The sequence below is a fragment of the Prosthecobacter sp. Pr1 genome (genome assembly GCF_057652315.1).
Genome location: NZ_JBYFBS010000010.1, coordinates 175,547 through 190,880 on the forward strand (window position 1 = coordinate 175,547; position 15,334 = coordinate 190,880).

At 59.1% G+C, this 15,334-nt stretch carries 16 protein-coding genes and 1 tRNA gene; 6 read left to right on the forward strand and 11 right to left on the reverse strand.

Annotated elements, in window-relative coordinates; all coding sequences use genetic code 11:
* The first annotated feature begins 12 nt into the window (after positions 1 to 12).
* Positions 13 to 1,272, forward strand: a complete 1,260-nt coding sequence (locus AC24GY_RS17395; protein WP_487685707.1) for a hypothetical protein — start codon at positions 13 to 15, stop codon at positions 1,270 to 1,272.
* Between the two features lie 73 nt (positions 1,273 to 1,345).
* On the opposite strand, the gene nadA is transcribed toward AC24GY_RS17395, so the two are convergent.
* Positions 1,346 to 2,287: a quinolinate synthase NadA gene (gene nadA / locus AC24GY_RS17400; RefSeq protein ID WP_461527056.1), complete on the reverse strand. Its 942-nt coding sequence runs from the start codon at positions 2,285 to 2,287 to the stop codon at positions 1,346 to 1,348.
* 358 nt (positions 2,288 to 2,645) lie between these two features.
* Here nadA and AC24GY_RS17405 point away from each other — a divergent pair, with 358 nt between their 5' ends.
* Together AC24GY_RS17405 and AC24GY_RS17410 are read left to right on the forward strand one after the other, a co-directional pair.
* Positions 2,646 to 3,365: a VC0807 family protein gene (locus AC24GY_RS17405; protein WP_487685710.1), complete on the forward strand. Its 720-nt coding sequence runs from the start codon at positions 2,646 to 2,648 to the stop codon at positions 3,363 to 3,365.
* 64 nt (positions 3,366 to 3,429) lie between these two features.
* Positions 3,430 to 3,504: transfer RNA gene (locus AC24GY_RS17410), tRNA-Val, on the forward strand.
* Between the two features lie 53 nt (positions 3,505 to 3,557).
* Here the strand turns inward: AC24GY_RS17410 and AC24GY_RS17415 are convergent.
* From AC24GY_RS17415 to AC24GY_RS17440, 6 genes are all read right to left on the reverse strand, one after another.
* A complete protein-coding gene (locus AC24GY_RS17415) occupies positions 3,558 to 3,914 on the reverse strand; it encodes a helix-turn-helix domain-containing protein (RefSeq protein ID WP_422323478.1) in 357 nt (118 codons plus the stop codon).
* 24 nt (positions 3,915 to 3,938) lie between these two features.
* Positions 3,939 to 4,292, reverse strand: a complete 354-nt coding sequence (locus AC24GY_RS17420) for a helix-turn-helix domain-containing transcriptional regulator (RefSeq protein ID WP_422323476.1) — start codon at positions 4,290 to 4,292, stop codon at positions 3,939 to 3,941.
* Between the two features lie 41 nt (positions 4,293 to 4,333).
* Positions 4,334 to 4,651 (reverse strand): type II toxin-antitoxin system RelE/ParE family toxin, encoded by a 318-nt coding sequence (locus tag AC24GY_RS17425; RefSeq protein WP_487685714.1) that lies wholly within the window; start codon positions 4,649 to 4,651, stop codon positions 4,334 to 4,336.
* 66 nt (positions 4,652 to 4,717) lie between these two features.
* Positions 4,718 to 6,124 carry a sensor histidine kinase gene (locus AC24GY_RS17430; RefSeq protein WP_487685717.1) on the reverse strand — a complete coding sequence of 469 codons (1,407 nt, stop codon included), beginning with the start codon at positions 6,122 to 6,124 and terminating at the stop codon, positions 4,718 to 4,720.
* Positions 6,105 to 6,779, reverse strand: a complete 675-nt coding sequence (locus tag AC24GY_RS17435; protein WP_422315716.1) for a response regulator transcription factor — start codon at positions 6,777 to 6,779, stop codon at positions 6,105 to 6,107. The genes AC24GY_RS17430 and AC24GY_RS17435 overlap by 20 nt, the downstream gene beginning before the upstream one ends.
* A 293-nt stretch (positions 6,780 to 7,072) precedes the next feature.
* Complete coding sequence (locus tag AC24GY_RS17440) at positions 7,073 to 8,596, reverse strand: DegQ family serine endoprotease (RefSeq protein WP_487685721.1); 1,524 nt, start codon at positions 8,594 to 8,596, stop codon at positions 7,073 to 7,075.
* Between the two features lie 217 nt (positions 8,597 to 8,813).
* Here AC24GY_RS17440 and AC24GY_RS17445 point away from each other — a divergent pair, with 217 nt between their 5' ends.
* Genes AC24GY_RS17445 through AC24GY_RS17455 form a run of 3 tightly spaced genes read left to right on the forward strand, consistent with a single transcriptional unit; the run spans position 8,814 to position 10,475 of the window.
* On the forward strand, positions 8,814 to 8,963 hold the full coding sequence (locus AC24GY_RS17445) for a DNA cytosine methyltransferase (protein ID WP_487685724.1): 150 nt from the start codon (positions 8,814 to 8,816) through the stop codon (positions 8,961 to 8,963).
* A gap of 6 nt (positions 8,964 to 8,969) precedes the next feature.
* Positions 8,970 to 9,731: a protein NO VEIN domain-containing protein gene (locus tag AC24GY_RS17450; RefSeq protein WP_487685727.1), complete on the forward strand. Its 762-nt coding sequence runs from the start codon at positions 8,970 to 8,972 to the stop codon at positions 9,729 to 9,731.
* 15 nt (positions 9,732 to 9,746) lie between these two features.
* Complete coding sequence (locus AC24GY_RS17455; RefSeq protein ID WP_487685730.1) at positions 9,747 to 10,475, forward strand: DUF4928 family protein; 729 nt, start codon at positions 9,747 to 9,749, stop codon at positions 10,473 to 10,475.
* Between the two features lie 276 nt (positions 10,476 to 10,751).
* Here the strand turns inward: AC24GY_RS17455 and AC24GY_RS17460 are convergent, their stop codons facing one another.
* The 4 genes from AC24GY_RS17460 to AC24GY_RS17475 all read right to left on the reverse strand — a co-directional run bounded on the left by AC24GY_RS17460 (position 10,752) and on the right by AC24GY_RS17475 (position 15,218).
* Positions 10,752 to 12,185: a DUF1501 domain-containing protein gene (locus tag AC24GY_RS17460; RefSeq protein WP_487685733.1), complete on the reverse strand. Its 1,434-nt coding sequence runs from the start codon at positions 12,183 to 12,185 to the stop codon at positions 10,752 to 10,754.
* A 241-nt stretch (positions 12,186 to 12,426) separates the two neighbouring features.
* Entirely contained in the window at positions 12,427 to 13,770 is a 1,344-nt protein-coding gene (gene xseA / locus AC24GY_RS17465; RefSeq protein ID WP_487685736.1) for an exodeoxyribonuclease VII large subunit, read from the reverse strand.
* A 45-nt stretch (positions 13,771 to 13,815) separates the two neighbouring features.
* On the reverse strand, positions 13,816 to 14,628 hold the full coding sequence (locus AC24GY_RS17470) for a hypothetical protein (protein ID WP_422315708.1): 813 nt from the start codon (positions 14,626 to 14,628) through the stop codon (positions 13,816 to 13,818).
* A gap of 245 nt (positions 14,629 to 14,873) precedes the next feature.
* Complete coding sequence (locus AC24GY_RS17475; RefSeq protein WP_487685739.1) at positions 14,874 to 15,218, reverse strand: DMT family protein; 345 nt, start codon at positions 15,216 to 15,218, stop codon at positions 14,874 to 14,876.
* Positions 15,219 to 15,334: the final 116 nt, after the last annotated feature.

A 15,334-nucleotide genomic window follows, 5' to 3' on the forward strand; every position in this document is an offset into this window, starting at 1 on the left:
AGCGTATAGAGCATGATGCGTTCCCGATTCCTGACGATGCTGCTGTTTTTAGCAATCTCCGCCGCCCCGGCAGCGGAGACGAAGGAGCCACGCATCATCGATTTCAAAGGGCCGCCGCATTCCTACCTCGAATGGAAGCCGAAGGACCGCTTTGCCGAGCTGCAGGAAAAGGCGCAGAAGGGGGAGATGAAGCTGGACACCACGAGTGACAAGGCCTTCCTCGCCAGCCTGCTGGCGGCGCTGAACATCCCGGTCAGCTCGCAGATCATGGTGTTCTCCGCGAGCTCGCTGCAAAGTGAGATCATCAATCCGCGCAACCCACGCGCCCTGTACTTCAATGAGGACACCTACATCGGCTGGGTGCCCGGCGGGCTGGTGGAGATCATCGCCGCAGACCCGGAGATGGGCCCCATGTTCTATGTCTTCGACCGCCTGCGCCCCGGCGGCCCGGTGCCGAATGTCACGCGCTCCACCAAGTGCATGAACTGCCATGCGGGCAATGCCACGCGGAGGCTGCCAGGATTGATCGCGGAATCTCTGCTGGTCTCGCGTGCAGGATCAAGCCTGGAGACTTACCGCCGGGATGTGCAGGGGCATCAGATCCCGCTGGAGGACCGCTTCGGCGGCTGGCATCTCACCGGCCAGCACAACATCGCCAACAACCGGGCGAACGTCATGGGCATCCCTAACAACGGGAAAAACGAGATCACCTCCGTGAATCCCGGGCAGTTCTCCGACCTCAGCCTGCACCTGCTGCCCACGAGCGACATCCTGCCGAACCTCACGAACGAGCACCAGATGGGCTTCGAAAACCGGCTGGTCTATGCCATCTACACCGTGCGCCAGCTCAAGAGCGAGGGCAAAGGCATGCTGGGCGCTGCGGCGAAGGCGGAGATCGAGGAACGTGCCCAGGAACTCGCGCGCTACATCACCTTTGCGGATGAAGCCAAGTTCCCCGCCAAAGGCATCGTGGGAGATCCCGCCTACGTGCAGGATTTCCTGCGCGACCGCAAAGTGTCGAAGACCGGCCTGTCGCTCAAGGATCTCGATCTGAAGACCCGCATGTTCAAACACCGCTGCAGCTACATGCTCTACACAGACACCTGGAAAGCCGCCCCCAAGGAGCTCAAGGAGCGCGTCTACTACCACATGGCCCTCTACCTCCGCGAGCAGCCCGATGCCCAGCACGCCCACCTCCCGCCTGCCGAGCGCGTGGCCATCCGCAGCATTCTCAAGGACACGATGACGGATTTGCCGAGCTGGTGGCGTTAAAGTGATGCAGGCACTCCTGCCTTGCAAAGAAGGCTCTCAACAGCGGGCAAGAGTGCCCGCATCACTTTTCCCCTTACCGGCTCAGCTCCAGCATCCGCAGAATCGGCTTCTCCGCACGCTTGCGCAGGTCTTCCGGCATCTCCACCTGCGGCGTCAGATCGCGCAGGCAATCGTGCAGTTTTTGCAGGGTGTTGAGCTTCATGTAGCGGCAGTCAGCGCAGGCACAGTGACCCGTTGGGCCGGGGATGAATTTCTTGCCGGGCACTTCTCGTTCAAGGCGGTGCAGCATGCCGCTTTCAGTGACAATGATGAAAGCACTCGCGGGGCTGTTGCGGCAGTAACCCACCATCTTCTCCGTGCTGCACACTTCATCCGCCAGAATGCGAACGGCGTAGGTGCATTCAGGGTGAGCCACGACCTTGGCATCCGGGTACTCGTCTTTGATCTGCTGGATGCTGTCGCGGGTGAACTCCACATGCACGTAGCAGGCGCCTTTCCACAGGTCCATCTTGCGGCCCGTGCGCTCCATCACCCATGAGCCGAGGTTCTGATCCGGCACAAAGAGGATCGGGCGGTCCTTTGGAGCGGCCTCCACGATCTTGTCGGCATTGCCGCTGGTGCAGATGCAGTCACTCAGCGCCTTCACGTGGCCGCTGCAGTTGATGTAGGCGATCACGTAGTAGTTCTTGGCGGCGTTCGCTTTCAGGAAAGCCTCAAGCTGCGGCCCCGGGCAGCTCTGCTCCAGCGAGCAGCCGGCATTGGCATCCGGCAGCACCACGATCTTGCCGGGGTTCACGATCTTGGCCGTTTCCGCCATGAAATGCACGCCGCAGAAGACGATCACGTCCGCCTCGGTCTCCTTCGCCTTGTAGGCCAGGCCGAGGGAATCCCCCACAAAGTCGGCGATCTCCTGGATGGCCTTGTCCTGGTAATTGTGCGCCAGGATCACGGCATTGCGTTCTTTTTTGAGACGGAGAATTTCTTCGGTAAGGCTGGGGGCGGTGGTGGCGACCATGGAAATGTGTGGAAGGAGAGCGTAAAACGGAGCGGAACGAGGTCAAGAGAGCTTCGCGCACGCTCGTCCTCGATCATGGAACGCCCGCTGGCCAATGCGGAATCGAGAAACTGAAAACTGCGAACTGGGAACTGAAAATTGCAAATTGGTCAGAGGCGGAGTGGTGTATCGTGCATTCTCTCCTTGATCGTATCTCCAGGCCATCCCCCTCCCGCTCCGCCAATTTTCAGTTTCCAATTTTCAGTTCCCAGTTTGCAGTGATTGCTCCCCGCGTTCGCCATGGCCGAGAATGGAGCGCCAAGATCGAGGACGAGCCCATTCCGTTCGACATTCCACCTTCATCATTCCACAGTTCCCCGTGACCCAAAAACAGCCTCACCCCCTTCTCGATCTCGCACTCACCGTCATCCTGCCGTCCATCGCCTTGGAAAAACTCAGCGCGCCGGACCGGCTGGGTCCGCTGTGGGCGCTGATCGTGGCGCTGCTGCTGCCGCTGGGCTTTGGCATCTGGTGCTTCATGCAGAAGCGCGGGCTGAACTTCTTCTCCGTACTCGGCCTGATCGCCGTCATCATCACCGGGGTGCTGGGCCTGTGGAATCTGAACGCCGTGTGGTTTGCCGCCAAGGAGGCCATGTTCCCCATCTTCCTCGGCATCGCCTTTCCGCTGAGCCATCGCTGGGGCAAGCCGCTGATCAATGAGATGCTGCTCAATCCGCAGGTCATCAACCAGCACGCCCTGCATCAGGCGCTCGACACCCCGGAGAAGCACCACAGTTTCGCGCAACTGCTCAAAAAAGCCTCCTGGGGCATGGCTGGCACGATGATGCTCTCCTCCATCTCCAATTTTGCCCTCGCCATCTACCTGCTTGGAGACAAAGCCCCCGGCAGCGAGGAATACACCAAGGCCATCGGCCGCCTGAACTGGAGCGGCTTCCTCGTCATCGGCATTCCCCTCATGGGCGTGACCTTCGGCCTGCTGCTCTGGCTGCTGCGTTCCATCACCCGGCTCACCGGTTTGGAGCGGGACGATTTGATGAATCAGGGCACCACGGTGCGCAAGCAGGTGAACAACAGTTGATTTCCTTGCCAAAAACCGTTTGCCCAATCCTCCGAGGCCGTTTATAGACTTCGCCCCCGGACTCGCGCGATTAGCTCAGTGGTAGAGCATTACCTTGACATGGTAGGGGTCACAGGTTCGAACCCTGTATCGCGCACCATCTTCGATTGAAGATTAAAGTCCAAAATCCCTCGGCCTCACGAGCTGATAAACTCAAGCCGCAGAACGCGAGGTTCGAACGCCAGCGGGCTTGGCATTGCGCAACGGAACAAAACGAATTTCGACGCGACGATGGAATGCTGCGGCAATGCGGTTGAGCATCGCCAGTGAATGCCCCTCGTAATCAGCGTCTTCCAAGCGGCAGATGACGGAAGCGGTGGTTCCCACCAGTTTCGCAAAAGCTCGCTGAGAAAGGCCCGCCTGAACGCGCAGATCATGGATTTTGCGTGCGACGGCATCATCGGCGCGAATCTGCTCCAGTTCGGCCATTCTTTCCGGCTTGCCCGCCACTAGACGGCGATGCAGAATTTCAACGGCATCGCTGGCGCGTTGATGTGGCTTCTTTTTCATATCGTGATTCCCGCTTTGGCAGAATCAAGCCGCAGACTTTGAGACGCGCTTTGCTGGAGTACGCATCGGTTTGACGCTCATGCGCAGGCCCATGGAGCCGAGGACATTTTGAAAGGTCCGCAGGCGTGGATTTCCCTGCGGTGAGAGTGCTTCGTGCAGGGCTTGGCGGCTGACATCGGTTTTGCGTGCCAGGGAAGCCAGACCGCCTTGGGCCTGCGCGACAAGGCGCAGCACATTGAGCAGCAGATCGACATCGTTGTCCTGCTCGAATTCTTCCAAGGCGAGTTTGATCGCGTAATTGGCGCGCTTGGGGTCGCTCAGGTGTTTTAACCACACTTCATCGTGCGGAATGTAATCAGTTTTGTTGATCGTTTTCATGGGGGTTGGCATGGGTGGTTGCTGTCGTTTGACGTGTCGGTTCATAGCAAGCTCTCCAAATGCATTCGCCAATATTCCTTGGCCTTTTTGATGTCTTTGCTTTGCGTCGATTTGTCCCCTCCCGCGAGAATGATGACAGTCTTGCCATCGTGCTCTCCAAAATAAACGCGATACCCAGGACCAAAGAACATACGCAGTTCATACAAACCTGAGGCAATCGATTTGCAGTCACCGAACTGACCTGTTCGCATGCGCTCTACTCGCAGCAGCACACGTTGCTGAATCTTCCAGTCCAACGAGTCCACCCATTCGCGGTAGGGCGGCAAAGTCAGTATTTCGTACTTTCCAGGCTTCAGCATGAAGACGACATCGTTAATTCCGCAATGTGTAAACTATACCATACACATTGTCAACCCACGTCCCCCTCACCCCAGCGGGATCTGCGGCACGGTGATGACAAACTCCGCCCCCTGCCCCGCGTCACTTGTCACTGCCACGGTTCCTTGGTGCGCTTCCACAATGGCTTTCACCAAGCTCAGCCCCAGGCCGAGGCCGCGCTGGGTGCGGCTTTTGTCACCACGATAGAGACGCTCCCAGATGTGCGGCTGATCGGTGACGGGGATGCCCATGCCGGTGTCGCGAATGGTGACCGTGACGGTGTTCTCAGCCGCCCGGCAGGCCAGATGCACCTTGCCTCCCTCGGGCGTGTACTTGAGGGCGTTGTCGAGGAGGTTGGCGAAGGCCTGGCTCATGCGGGTGGGGTCCACGGAGGCCTGGCAGTCGGGCGCGAAGTCGGTGGTGATGCTGATGTGTTTCTCCTCGATGATGAGGTCGTACATCTCGATCACCTGCTGCAGCAGCGCAGGGATGGACGTCAGCTCGCGGTGCAGCTTCATCATGCCGGCCTCGGCTTCGCTGATGTCCATGAGCGCCTTGAGCATGGTGAGCACGCGGTCGGATTCTTCGACGCAATCGGCCAGCGCCTCGCGCGCGACGGGATCAGGCGTGGTCTGCACGGCGGCCTCGGCGGTGCCGCGCAGGCGGGTCAGCGGTGTGCGCAGGTCATGCGCCACATTGTCCAGCGCATGACGCATGCCTTGAATGAGCGACTGGTTCTTGTCGAGCAGGCGGTTGAACTCGGTGGCCAGTTCCTCCAGTTCGGCCTGACTGGCGTAAGCGGTCACGCGGGCGGAGAAGTCCCCAGTGTCTGAAATGGTGCGCGCCGTGGCCACGACCTCCCGCACCGGCTGGGTGGCACGATGCGCAAAGTAGGCACCGCCCAGAACGGCGAGCAGCAGCGTGGGCGTCATCACCAGCAGGAAGTTGCGACGGAAAGGCTGCAGCACGGTCTCGCGGCTGTTGGTGCTGCGACCCACCTGCAGGATGGAGCCATCGTACAAACGGGCGGTGGCGACGGTGAGATCCCTCTCGTCATCTTTGGGAATGCGCAGCCAGTCAGAGCGCTCGTTGTCGTTCTGCGTTTGCAGTGAAGCCGCATCCGCCTGCAGCCAGTCGTTGGGAACATTCACAAACAGCACGCTACCCAGATTGCCCGTGACGCGCACAAAGAAGGACTTCGATTTGCTTTCATCCGTGCTGTTGAGTTTCACCAGATTGCGCAGCGCAGACAGTCCGCCGCTGGAATACACGGCGGCGCATTCCTTCAGCCGCGCGTCGATGACCTCGCGGTCCTTGCGCTCCAAAGCAGAGGCCAGCAGCACGTAGAGCAGCCCAAAGAGCACGACCGCGCTGAGCGTGAAAATCACCGCATAGCCGAGCGTCAGCCGCACGGCGAAGCTGCGCCCCCAGTGCTTAAACAGGTTTGAGGACATAGCCGACTCCGCGAATGGTTTGAATGAGTTTCACCTCAAAGTCCTTGTCCAGCTTGGCACGCAGGCGATGCACCAGCACGTCCACCACATTCGTCTGCGGATCGAAGCTGTAGTCCCACACATGCTCCAGAATCATCGTCTTGGTGACGACGCGGCCCGGCGTGCGCATCAGCAGCTCCAGCAGGGCAAACTCCCGGCTTTGCAGCTCGATGCTGCGTCCCTCGCGCCTGACTTCACGCGACAGCAAATCAAGGGTAACCCCCGCGGCGCTGAGTGTCGTCGGCTCGACCACATGCGTGGCGCGGCGGATGAGCGCCTGCACGCGGGCCAGCAGCTCGGAAAAAGCGAAGGGCTTCGTCAGGTAGTCATCGCCACCGGCCTGCAGGCCCTTCACGCGATCATCCACCGTGGCCTTGGCACTGAGGATGACCACCGGCGTATTGACCTTCTCTTTGCGCAGCTGCCGCAGCAGCGAGAGGCCATCGAGCTTGGGCAGCATCAGGTCCAGCACGATGCAGTCGTAGGTCACGGTGCAGGCCAGATCCAGCCCCTGCTCGCCATCGGCGGCAGCATCCACCCCGAAGCCGTTTTGCTTCAGTCCGTTCACGATGAACGAGGCGATCTTGCTGTCATCTTCGATCACTAAAATGCGCATGGCAGGCGGGGGAGTGCTTATGATTGATTAGCTGTGATGGGTGGGGTTGTCCACTGATGCGGCGCAGGCCGTACTTACTTCAACAATCAACAATCCTTGTTCGACAATCGTCAATCACGCACGCCCAACACGCCATCACCCGGAAAATTGACGATTGTCGAGCAATCGATTTTTGATTGCTGAGGTTCAGTTCTGCGCAGCATGCTACGCTGCAAATCCACGCATGTTTATTCGGAAAAAAAACCCGCCCCAGCACTTTCGCACCAGGGCGGGCTTCCTCGATTCCACACACATCAGCCGGCCTTGCTTTCATCCACGACGATGAAGCGGGTGCCTGCACGGCTCCAGACCTTCACCAGCGTGACTTTGGTCGCAGGCTTTTCGCACAGGGCGGTGGCCTGCTCGGCGTTCTTCACGGGCTGGCGATTGATCTCGAGGATCACATCGCCCTGACGGAGGCCCGCATCATAGGCCACGGAATCTTCCTCCACAGAGGCCACCACGGCGCCTTTGATGTGGGAGGGCACCTTGAGCTGCTCACGCGTGGCCTGGTCGAGGTCAGCCACACCGACACCATGCAGGGCGTCATCCTCATTGCCTGCGGCAGGAGTGGCGTCCGCCAGCTTGTCGCCGGGCAGTTCCTTGACGGTCACGGTGAGAGTCACGGTCTTGCCATCGCGCAGCACATTCATGGGCACTGCGGCACCGGGGGTGGTGGAGCCCACCTGCAGTTTCAGATGACGGCTGTCGGTGACGGGCTTGCCATTGAAGTCGGTGATCACGTCGCCGCTCTTCACACCCGCTTTTTCGGCAGGGCTGTCAGGCGAGACGCCGGACACCAGCGCACCTTTGGCAGCGTCCAGCTTGAACTGCTGCGCCAGCTGCGGAGTCAGGTCCTGAATGTTCACGCCCAGGAAACCACGCTCCACGCGGCCTGTGTTGACGAGGCTTTCCATCACCCAGCGGGCCAGGTTGGTAGGCACTGCAAAGCCGACGCCTTGGTTGCCACCGCTGCGGCTCAGGATGGCCGTGTTCATGCCGATCAGGCGGCCTTCAACGTCCACCAGCGCACCACCGGAGTTGCCGGGATTGATCGCTGCATCCGTCTGGATGAAGTCCTCATAGTCGAGGCCCAGAGTGGCGCGACCTTTGGCACTGACGATGCCGCTGGTCACCGTCTGGCCGATGCCAAACGGATGCCCCACGGCGAGCACCATGTCACCGACTTCGATCTTGTCGCTGTCGGCAAAAGCCATGGCAGGCAGGTCTTGGGCCTCCACCTTGACCACAGCCACATCGGTCTTCGGATCGCGGCCGATCACCTTGCCGTTGAACTCGCGTCCGTCGGTCAGGCTGACTTTGATCGTGCTGGCGTTATCCACCACGTGGTTGTTGGTGAGGATGTAGCCGTCCTTGGTCACGATGATGCCGGAGCCCACGCCCTGTTCTTTGGGCATGTGCCGCTGCTGCGGACCGCGCTGCTGCTGGAATTCCTCAGGCATCAGGAAGCCCGGGCCGAAGAAGCGGCGCAGGTCGAAGCCTTCGGGCATTTGCATCTGGCTGACCTTGGCCTCGCTCGAGACCGAGATCTTCACCACGCTGGGTGCTACGGCTTTCACAATGGGCGCAAAGCTCGGGAAGCCCCGGGCTGCGGTGGACAGCGGTGCATCGCTGACCTGAATGCGAAGCGGCTCCGCCTTGGTGCCCGCCCCGTCTTTCGCAGACGTGAAGGCCACCAGCGAAGCGCTCAGGACACACACAGAACCGAGTACGGCCGTGCGCTTCCAAAACGACTGGTTGGAGGATGAAGTTTTCATAGGAGTATCAATGGGGTTCATGGATTTGTGTTAGGTGGATCGATTTCCACCGCCATCAAAGCACCCCACGCATGCCCTTTGTGTTACTGGAGCATTACAAGCGTGTAAGGTTTGTGGGGGGAGGCAGGTCCGACGCCCGGACGAAGAACAGCCGACGGAAGTTGCCTAGATGCGATCCGCAGTTGTCATATGAGGCTGCCTGCGTCAGGATCAGGTCATGCCAAAACGCGCTGCTGAGTTTTTCGCCGGGATCGGCCTCATGAGAATGGGGCTGGACAAAGAGGGCTGGACTACGGTCTGGGCCAATGACCTTGATGAAAAAAAGTGGGAGATGTATCTCGATAGTTTCAACGAAGGAGTCTTCTAAGAGCAGATGATTCTGAATCCGAATCAAATTGGGTCGAGGGAAAAGCAAGTCCTAGCGGGCTTGTTCCTTTCCAAATTCGATCAAACCGCTCTCACATCCCTCGGATTCGACAACTTTACTGAAGCATTTAATGCTCTGGGCTATGGCTTGGGAGGACGCCCAGCATCCATCAAGAACTACCGTGATGAGTTTGATCCAATTTTCCCCAACGCTCGAATTGGTTGGCGAAACCGCAAACGCCGAGATTACTGCATGAAGCTGGAAGAGCAGTACCGCGACTTAGCTCTGGGGGATTTCGCTAAACTCGTGGCAACCTTTGTAGGTACGTCTGAATCAGACACCGACAGCAGCCAGCGCAATGAAGAAGACTTGACTCCAACAAGCTTCGCAAAGCGCCTGATTACAGGCAGAGCCGCCGAGCAATATTTCCAGGCAAAGCATTCAACACTGGCAGAGTTCGAAGATTGCGAACTGGAGGACACTACCACCCACGGCTGCGGTTATGACTTTCGCCTTTGGCCTAAAACGGGAGACAAGTTTAAAGCTGTTGAAGTCAAAGGCATGGCCGATCAAAGCGGCTGGCTTTCACTAACTGACAAAGAGTATGAAACCGCCATCAAATTGAAGGATCGATTCTTCCTCTTTGTAGTGAAGAACTTTCGAGAAAAGCCCTTCCACGAAATACACACCGATCCCATCGCAGGACCGCTGTCATTTGAACGCAAGGAACGGCTTGTGCCACAAGTGTCATGGGCTGCAGCCGCTTAACACCCATCTAACGCCATGTTGAACCTGCGGATCCACCTGCCCTTCGATGCAGTGACCAGCTTGTCTATGGGAGGAATTGATCGTGTTGCCAACGTGACGGCCTCAATTTTAAAGCAGCACGGGATCCATCAGTCATTGCTCAACGAGGATGAAATGCAGGCAATGCGCCGAGTGGAGGATTTGATTATCCATGGAGTAAGGTTCCAATACGACGAAGAAAAATCCGTCGCAGCCAATCTCTCCGACATCTTTGAACAGGCGGCGGATATTCAGAAAAACTCGGGTGGTGCAAACTTTGTTGGGGCAATGCTTCAGCATTTGGTCGGGGCCAAACTCGACATTGTTCTAGGCACGGGAGTGGCATCGCACCACGGTTTTTCCGTGGCCGACCATTCCACAGATCGAGTGGCAGACTTTGAAGTCAACGGTGTGGCCATCCATGTCACAACGCATCCTTCCGAGGCTCTGATTCGGAAGGCAGCCAAGAACATCCAGGCAGGGCTCAGGCCTCTCATCGTCACTCTTGCGGATGGAGTTGAAGGGGCGGCTTATCTTCTCAAGAACACTGAATGGAAAGATCGCATGGACGTGATTGATGCGACCCAGTTTCTCACGGCCAATGTTTACGAGCGCAGCTTCTTCAAAGCGGGCGAGTGCAAAGCCACGCTGGTGTCCATCCTGACGCGATACAATGAGATCGTGGCTTCATGCGAGACTGATCCTGTTTTGAACATTCGTTTCTAGCACCGGCAAGCGCTCGGAAATCTATATTGAGTCCTTTATGTCTCCGATTGACCCACCAAATTCGAAGAATCAGCCGCTTCTTCGCCTTCATGCGGAGGAGAATCAGCTTGTCGAAATGAACTCCACAGGGCCAGCCATTTTCACCAATCGCTGGACCGGAACGTTTACGCTGCCTGAAGCTGATCCCGAAGACGTTCGGCTTTCTCACATTCTGACGAAGTATGATCGGAGCAACCAGGAAGAATCCTGATTAATAGGAATAGTCTACCGCCCCCCTCACGCTAAAATCTCACTCACCACCCGCGCCTGCGGATTCTCTACGAGCACCTGCTCGGTGCCGTTGCGGCGGTAGCTGAGCTGCTTGGCGTCGAGGCCGAAAAGGTGGAGGAGGGTGGCGTGGTAGTCGTAGTGATTGACGATGTCCTTCACGGCATGGTGGCCGAAGTCGTCGGTGGCACCGTGGATGTGGCCAGCCTTGAAGCCGCCGCCGGCGACCCACATGCTGAAGCCGTAGGTATTGTGGTCGCGACCCACGGTGCTGCGGTCCTTGGAACCGGAGCGGTTTTGAATCACGGGCAGTCGGCCCATCTCACCGCCCCAGTGGACGATGGTGGTATCCAGCAAGCCGCGCTGCTTCAAATCGATAACGAGCGCGGCGGCCCCTTGATCCACATACTGGCAGGCGGCAGGCAGAGCGGTGCGGATGTTTTGATGGTTGTCCCAGGTCTGGTTCCCGGTGAAGAGCGAGACGCAGCGCACACCGCGCTCGACGAGGCGGCGGGCGATGAGGCAGCGCGTGCCGAACTCGGCGGCGGCGGGATTGTCGAGGCCGTAGAGCTTCTTGGTGGCGGCGCTTTCCTGATCGATGTCCAGCGCTTCCTTGGCCGCCGTCTGCATGCGCGCGGCGAGTTCAAAGCTCTGGATGCGCGCTTCGAGATCGGCCTCGCCGGGACGGGCTTCGAGGTGCTCCTTGTTCAGGCGCTGCACGAAATTGAGGTAACGGGCCTGGGCATCGCCCTTGAGGCTGAGGGGGGCATCAAGATTCGGAATGCGCGGCTCCTTGGGACGAATGACGGTGCCCTGATACAGCGAAGGCAGCCAGCCGTTGCTCCAGTTGTCCACGCCGAGCACAGGCAGTCCGCGAGGATCGGTGAGAGCCACGTAGGCGGGCAGGTCCTGATTTTCCGAGCCGAGTCCATACGTGAGCCAGCTCCCCAGTGTGGGCCGGCCACCTGTGACCTGGCCATTGAGCAGGGCGTAGATGGACTGGCCGTGATTGTTCACGCCCGTGTGCATCGAGCGGATGAGCGTGACGTCATCGACGATGTTGGAGAAGTGCGGCAGCAGTTCGCTGACATCCATGCCGCTCTGGCCGTACTTTTTAAACTTCCACGGGCTGCCCATGCACTCGCGGCTGGCGCCGGCGGCATCGTCGTACTTCACTTCGCCGGGAAAATCCTTGCCGTCGTACTTGGTGAGCTCGGGCTTGGGATCGAAAAGATCCATGTGGCTCGGCCCGCCCTGCATGAACATGGAGATCATGGCCTTCGCCTGACCAAAGCCGTGCGGCATCTTGGGCTTCAAATCGAAATGCTTGGGCCCGAGTTGCTCCGGACTGGCAAGCAGGTTCTGGTCCCTCAGCAACGTGGCCAGAGCGATACCGCCGATGCCGTAGGCGGAGCGGTGAAGAATGGAGCGGCGTGAGAGCATGATCTACCTACGCAGCGACTGGGGCGATTCTTCCCCGGTAAGAAGCACAGATTTTTACACCGCAGAGGCTGGAACGCCGCAGAGATCTGTTCTGAAGAAACTCTGCGGCGAAGCAAAGTACTCACGAACTTTAGTTCGTTCTGGAAGGCGCGGAGCTTCCCAAAGTGAGCTAAAGCTCACGAGTACTTTCTCTGAAGACCTCTGCGGCGTTCCTAACTCTGCGGTGGAAATCTTTTCTTCCCTACTCCTTCACCACGCTCCTCACCGTCCCCTGCGCCAGCCGCGTCAGGATCTCATCCCCCGGCTTCACCTCAGCTGCATCCTTGAGTACTTTCCCCTCCACATTCGTAGCGAAGGAAAAGCCACGGGCGAGCACGGCCTGCGGGCCGATGTGCTTCAGCAACTCGGCGCGTGATTGCAGCCGGTCCGCCAAACGGTCCAGCCGATGCTGGAGGCCCTGCTGCAGGCGGCGCCCACTCGTTTCCGCACGGTGCACGGCTTCGGTGAGCTGCACGCGGGGATGATGCGCGGCGAGAATATGCTGCTTCTGCGTGAGGTCATCGGTCCAGGATTGCAACTTCTCGCGCAGGGTTTCACGCAGGCGCGCTTCGTGGTCGTCAATGTTTTGCTCCGCCTGCTGCAGCAAACGGTCCGGCGCATGCAGCAGCGGGCCTTTGGCCGTGAGCTCGATCACGTGCTGATGATGCTCCAGCAGGGTGCCCACGCGGGCTTTCAGGGTGCGGGCGATGCTGTCGAAATGCCGCTGCAATTCGGTGCTGTCAGGCGCGAGGAGTTCCGCCGCCGCGCTGGGAGTGGGCGCACGCAGATCCGCCACGAAGTCGGCGATGGTGAAATCGATTTCATGCCCGACGGCGGAGATGACGGGGATGGGACAGTCGGCGATGGCACGGGCAAGCACCTCCTCATTGAAGCACCACAAATCCTCCAAGCTGCCGCCGCCACGGCCCACGACGATGGTGTCCGGCACCGGGAGGCCAAAGTTTTCGGCATCGCCCAGGACTTTGAGCGCCCGCACGATCTCCATCTCGGCCCCCTGCCCCTGCACGCGCACAGGAAAGACAAGCACGCGCACCCACGGTGCACGCCGGGTGAGGATGTTCAGCATGTCCTGAATGGCCGCACCCGTCGGTGAAGTGACCAGCGCGACGATGCGCGGAAAGCGCGGGATGGCACGCTTGCCCTCCGCATCAAACAGGCCCTCAGCATGCAGCTTGCGCTTCAGCGCCTCGAACCGCTCCTGCAGCGAGCCCTTGCCCTTCGCCTGCACTTGTTTGACGACCATCTGATACTGCCCTCGCGGCTCATACACGCTGATCTCGCCATGCACCTGCATGAGCGCGCCGTCCTGAATGCGGGCGCTGCTGCGTGCGGCGGCTCCGCGAAACATCACGCAGCTGAGCTGCGCGCCGGCATCCTTCAGCGTGAAGTATTGATGCCCGGAGGATTGCAGGCGGTGGTTGCTGATTTCCCCCTCCACCCACACACTGCCGATGCGGCTTTGCAGCACGTCGCGGATTTCGCGCGTGAGCTGGGTCACAGAGAGGACATCAGGATCTTCAGGCATGGGCAGCGTTCATTGACCGAAAAGCGGGCAAAGTCCAGCCGCAGCTCAGAACACCAGATGCCACAGCCAGCCGACCATCCCTGATGCCACCGACCACCAGCAGCGCGCCACTTCCATGAAACCCAGGCCGGGTGCAGGAGAGGAGGCGAGAAACAGCGCGATCAGCAGGAAGGCATTGATGAGAAAGATCAGCATCATGGAGAAGAACTCGCCATTCCGCTTGAGGTCCCCCTGCTCGGCGATCACCGTTTTGACCGTGTAGGTGGCGTGAAAGCACCACGTCAGCCCGACCAGCGCGTAGAGAAAGCGCATGGGCTTCAGGTGCACCGTCCATTTCAAGAGATGCACGTCATGCGACTGCTGCATGTCCAGCGCCAGCCCCACCAGCCCGAACACCAGCATGATGATCAGCGTGTAAAAAGGGATCAAATAGGGAGCCAGCGTGATCCAGGTGTTGGACTTGTCCGTCTCCACGTAGCCGCCCTCGGCGCTGACCTTCCAGTCAAAGATGCGCCCGCCAAACATCCGTGCCGTCATGAGGTGGCTGAGTTCATGGCCAAAGACATACGCCGTCACCGGCCGCACCCCGGCCAGATAGGCCACGGCCCAGACGATGCCGCCAAAAGTGAAAAAGATGAACTCCTCGGACTTCAGGAAGTCCATGCGGGAGACCGCGCGCCAGAGCATCATGATCAGCGTAATGGCCGTCACCAGGCAGGCCGGAGCGAGCACGGCACCACCAATCCAGCGCTTCAAAAGCAGCAGGTAGCGATCCCGCTGCACATCGCGCCGGTTGTTGATCCCGGCGGGGCGATTGCGGGTCTCATGGAGATGTCTGCGCAGGTTCGCGGTGGACATGGGAATGATGAGTTGCTTAACATTTGTTAAACATCTTCACAATTTAAATGTGAATATGTGAATAATAATGTGCCGTTCTTTTCACAATTTCCAATAAACGACAGCAGCGATTAGAACGAAAAAACCGATCCCAATCGCCTCCCATGAGTCCGAATCGGGCTTGTAAAAGCCCAAGCTGAGCAGCCGGACAGTCCAAGATCCGAGATCGCCGAGGCGTGCCCCCAAAAAGCTCTCCGTGAAGCGGGTCACTTGCGGAAAATGAAGTACACCGCCCCGCACATGCAGAGGGCCGCCCAGAGGTAATCCCACTTGAGGGACTCCTTCATGTAAAACACCACAAAGGGTACAAATACCATCAGCGTGATCACCTCCTGCATGATCTTGAGCTGCGGCAGCGTCAGCGCCGTGCTGCCGATGCGATTCGCAGGCACCTGGAGCATGTATTCAAAAAACGCGATGCCCCAGCTGATGAAGGCGGCGATGAACCAGGGCTTGGCCTTCAAATCCCGCAGGTGCGCATACCAGGCAAAAGTCATGAAAATATTCGACCCCACCAGGAGTCCCACCGCTTTGATCACAGGCCAGTTCATGCGTGCATGAGAGCATAGGAATGACGGTTGCCAAGCGCGGGAGGATAGGCCTCCGGCCTGACTACGGCCTGGGGCGTCTCGCCTCAGTTCTGATCTGAATCAAAGGCGGGACGCCT

Coding starts and splice junctions, on each gene's coding strand:
- nadA (WP_461527056.1), bottom strand. CDS start 2,287: ATGGTCGCCACCACCGCCCCCAGCCTTACCGAAGAAATTCTCCGTCTC.
- xseA (WP_487685736.1), bottom strand. CDS start 13,770: ATGCCTGAAGATCCTGATGTCCTCTCTGTGACCCAGCTCACGCGCGAA.
- AC24GY_RS17470 (WP_422315708.1), bottom strand. CDS start 14,628: ATGTCCACCGCGAACCTGCGCAGACATCTCCATGAGACCCGCAATCGC.
- AC24GY_RS17475 (WP_487685739.1), bottom strand. CDS start 15,218: ATGAACTGGCCTGTGATCAAAGCGGTGGGACTCCTGGTGGGGTCGAAT.
- AC24GY_RS17455 (WP_487685730.1), top strand. CDS start 9,747: ATGTTGAACCTGCGGATCCACCTGCCCTTCGATGCAGTGACCAGCTTG.
- AC24GY_RS17435 (WP_422315716.1), bottom strand. CDS start 6,779: ATGCGCATTTTAGTGATCGAAGATGACAGCAAGATCGCCTCGTTCATC.
- AC24GY_RS17415 (WP_422323478.1), bottom strand. CDS start 3,914: ATGAAAAAGAAGCCACATCAACGCGCCAGCGATGCCGTTGAAATTCTG.
- AC24GY_RS17395 (WP_487685707.1), top strand. CDS start 13: ATGATGCGTTCCCGATTCCTGACGATGCTGCTGTTTTTAGCAATCTCC.
- AC24GY_RS17450 (WP_487685727.1), top strand. CDS start 8,970: ATGATTCTGAATCCGAATCAAATTGGGTCGAGGGAAAAGCAAGTCCTA.
- AC24GY_RS17430 (WP_487685717.1), bottom strand. CDS start 6,124: ATGTCCTCAAACCTGTTTAAGCACTGGGGGCGCAGCTTCGCCGTGCGG.
- AC24GY_RS17445 (WP_487685724.1), top strand. CDS start 8,814: ATGCCAAAACGCGCTGCTGAGTTTTTCGCCGGGATCGGCCTCATGAGA.
- AC24GY_RS17425 (WP_487685714.1), bottom strand. CDS start 4,651: ATGCTGAAGCCTGGAAAGTACGAAATACTGACTTTGCCGCCCTACCGC.
- AC24GY_RS17440 (WP_487685721.1), bottom strand. CDS start 8,596: ATGAAAACTTCATCCTCCAACCAGTCGTTTTGGAAGCGCACGGCCGTA.
- AC24GY_RS17460 (WP_487685733.1), bottom strand. CDS start 12,185: ATGCTCTCACGCCGCTCCATTCTTCACCGCTCCGCCTACGGCATCGGC.
- AC24GY_RS17420 (WP_422323476.1), bottom strand. CDS start 4,292: ATGAAAACGATCAACAAAACTGATTACATTCCGCACGATGAAGTGTGG.